4 protein-coding genes are annotated in these 2,862 nt (G+C 69.7%); 1 reads left to right on the forward strand and 3 read right to left on the reverse strand.

Annotated elements, in window-relative coordinates; translation table 11 throughout:
* Positions 1–17 precede the first annotated feature (17 nt).
* Positions 18–557, reverse strand: a complete 540-nt coding sequence (locus FNH05_RS35565; RefSeq protein ID WP_186382908.1) for a copper chaperone PCu(A)C — start codon at positions 555–557, stop codon at positions 18–20.
* Between the two features lie 204 nt (positions 558–761).
* On the reverse strand, positions 762–1,526 hold the full coding sequence (locus FNH05_RS35570; RefSeq protein ID WP_425458524.1) for an SH3 domain-containing protein: 765 nt from the start codon (positions 1,524–1,526) through the stop codon (positions 762–764).
* A gap of 138 nt (positions 1,527–1,664) precedes the next feature.
* Here FNH05_RS35570 and FNH05_RS35575 point away from each other — a divergent pair, with 138 nt between their 5' ends.
* The gene (locus FNH05_RS35575; protein ID WP_144593235.1) at positions 1,665–2,048 is read left to right on the forward strand and encodes a DUF488 domain-containing protein; all 384 of its coding nucleotides are present in this window, start codon (positions 1,665–1,667) and stop codon (positions 2,046–2,048) included.
* Positions 2,049–2,269: 221 nt separating this feature from the next.
* Here the strand turns inward: FNH05_RS35575 and FNH05_RS35580 are convergent, their stop codons facing one another.
* Positions 2,270–2,734, reverse strand: coding sequence for a pyridoxamine 5'-phosphate oxidase family protein (locus FNH05_RS35580; protein WP_144593236.1), 465 nt, complete (start codon positions 2,732–2,734; stop codon positions 2,270–2,272).
* Positions 2,735–2,862 lie beyond the last annotated feature (128 nt).

Consider the following 2,862-nt stretch of genomic DNA (forward strand, 5'->3'; position numbering starts at 1 on the left):
GGGTGGGCTGGTGCGGGTCAGTTTCCGGAGGGAGTGGCATGGTTGTGGTAGCTCTCGTTGGCCCCGGTGAACGGCTTCACCGGCGCGGTGACGGTGAGCGGATCGCCGTGGTCGAACGTGAGGGTGAGCTTCACCTCGTCCCCGGCGGCCAGGGTCCGCTTCAGGCCCATCAGCATGATGTGGTCGCCGCCGGGCTTGAGCGTCACCGAAGCACCGGCGGGAATCGGCAGGCCGCCCTGCTTGGGCTGCATCGCCATCCCGGACGGCGAATTCACCGTTTCATGGATCTCCACCTTGTCCGCGACGTCGGTGGTGGCGGAGATCACGGTCACCGCGGAGCCGCCGCTGTTGCGGAGGTTCATGAAGGCACCGGTCATCGACGCGGTGGTGCCGTCGGTTCCAGTGGCCTTGACCCAGGCGTCGGTCGCGGCGACCGGGGAGGTGCCCGCCGCGGGCGCGGCCGGATCCGGTGATCCGCAGGCGGTGACTCCGGCGAGCAGGCCGAGCGACACCACGGTGGCGCCCAGCCGCGAGGCGAACGAGAATTTCTTACGCACGGCGCGACAGTACGCCCTTGCCCCAAACGGCGTTTTTGTCAGGTTTGCCTAATCCACTGCCCACTCAGGACCGGAAAATCCTTGCCCCGCAAGCAATTGAGCGCGCAACAAGACGAACGGGCCCCGGCCGGCGGACGGCCGGGACCCGTCTTCCCCGGTCCCCTGAGGTTCATCTTCTGTGCGGCGGCGAGGCCGCCGACGAGGTCAGTGGTTCACCTTGAACCAGGGCTGCGCCCAGCCCAGGTAGGTCTGCCCCCACTTGCTCTTGATCTCGGCGATGGTGGTCTGCGTGTAGGTCCCCGCGCCGTGAATGTCGTTCGACAGGAACTGGCCGCCGCCAAGGGAGATCATGGTGTGACCGGCCCCTCCGTTGCTGAAGAAGGCCAGCCCGCCCGCGGGCACCTCGGTGTCCCCCGGATGCTTGTAGCCGGACGGGATCTGGGTCCAGTGCACATAGGCGGTGGTGGATCCGCTGGCGCTGAAACCGTAGGCCCAGGCGTTGATGCGATCGCAGTAGTCGTAGTAGTCCGCGTCGTAGGTGGTGTGCACGTGCGCCTTCGCCCACGTCACCGCCTCCGCACAGGTGTGCGGGTCCCCGGTGCCCGCGGTGGAGCACGACTGCGTGGCGCCCGCGCAGTCCGGCGCCACCCGGCCGTCGGAGCCGGTGTAGACGTAGGTGTCGCTGACGTAGCCGTTGCTCGCCGGGAGGTAGTCCCAGATGTCACTGGTGCCGTACTTCCCGGTGACGGTCTCGCCGTTGGACTGGCAGCCGATCGTGACCGCCGTCCCGTTCGCCACACTGCCCACAGCCGAAGCCGAGGTGCTCGGGGCGGCCCGCACGGTCAGCGGGAGCCCGGAATCGGTGTGCACGGTGCCGGCGGCCGCCAGCGCCGGCGCGGCCCCGGCCAGCACGGCGGCGGCCGTCATCGCGATCGCCGCCGCCATGCGCTTCAGGGTCCTCGACCGCATCGCCATGTCCGTCCTCCATGATCAAGAGCAGTGGGGGCGGACAGCATGACCGGCGGCCGTACAAGGCACGTACAAATCCCTGCGCACAGCGGTGCGACGCGCCATCCTGGAGGCAGGACACCGAGAATGGAGGGAGCCATGAGCGGGAAGATCGGGTACCACCGGGTGTACGACGAGGCAGCCTCCGACGGCGCGAGGGTGCTGGTCGACCGGGTCTGGCCGCGCGGGCTGCGCAAGGAAGACGCCCACCTCGACGAGTGGCTGCGAGACGTCGCGCCCTCGACCGAACTGCGCCGCTGGTACGGCCACGAACCGGAGCGGTTCGCCGAGTTCCGCCGCCGCTACCTCGCCGAGTTGCGCGAACCGGACCGGCAGCAGGCGGCGCGGCATCTGCTCGAGATCGCGCGCGAGCGCGACCTGACCCTGCTCACCGCCACCCGTGACGTCGACCACAGCCAGGCAGCCGTGCTGAGCGAATGGCTGCGGAAACGGGGGCGACCGGGCGAGGACGCGCCCCAGTAGTCCACAACAGACTGTCTATTGTGGACTATTCGTGATCGGCGCGGTCCGCAACCGAATCGCTACCGGAGCGCCGTTTACCCTCGGCGAAGGAACGGGTACCCGCACGACATGTGGCTCGCGCTCGGTTTCCCGCTTCTGCTGATGGTGCTCCTGCTCGCCATGGAGCGCTTCGAGGCGCGGATGCGGAGGCTCGAACGCCGAATACGGCGCAGCCGCACGCCTTAACCGATGTCCGTCTCCGCGACCACCACCGGCGCCAGCCGTCCCCCCGTGCCGAGCGGCCGCACCAGCGCCATCCGGCGCCCGCTGAGGTGCTCGATGTCGATGGTCAGGAGCAACCGCTCGGCCGCGGGCGCCCAGGGCCGCTCCCCCGCGGGCGGAAACCCCTGCAGCGACGCGGGATCGGTCACCAGCCGCGCCCGGCCCACCACGACCACGCTCCAGCCCTCACGGGTGGCCTGATCGATGTCCTCGACCTCGAAGGCCACCACGGTGCCGTCCAGCTTCGGCCCCCACGAAGCCCCGCCCGCCGGGATGATCACCTCGCCGTCCGGTGCCACGAAGGTCACCGGACGGACGGCGGGCAGGGCGGATTCGGTGAACACCACACGGCCGAGGGAGACGGTCCGCAGCAGGCGCAGGCACTCCTTCGGCTCGAGGGCGGCATCGCGGTCGACGGCGTTCATGCGGGGGCCTCACAGAAAAGCTTTCGAATCGGGGTAGGTCCACACTGCCCGTTACCGGCTCCGGGCAGCAGGGCACAAGGTCACAACGTCACCGGCGCCCGGTGGCGCCCACCCGGACGGTGGACCCC

The sequence above is a fragment of the Amycolatopsis rhizosphaerae genome, assembly GCF_007713715.1.
GTDB classification, from domain to species: domain Bacteria; phylum Actinomycetota; class Actinomycetes; order Mycobacteriales; family Pseudonocardiaceae; genus Amycolatopsis_E; species Amycolatopsis_E rhizosphaerae.

Bases quoted from the DNA above. Each gene is read 5' to 3' on its own strand.
- FNH05_RS35575 (WP_144593235.1), top strand. From the start codon at position 1,665: ATGAGCGGGAAGATCGGGTACCACCGGGTGTACGACGAGGCAGCCTCC.
- FNH05_RS35570 (WP_425458524.1), bottom strand. From the start codon at position 1,526: ATGCGGTCGAGGACCCTGAAGCGCATGGCGGCGGCGATCGCGATGACG.
- FNH05_RS35580 (WP_144593236.1), bottom strand. From the start codon at position 2,734: ATGAACGCCGTCGACCGCGATGCCGCCCTCGAGCCGAAGGAGTGCCTG.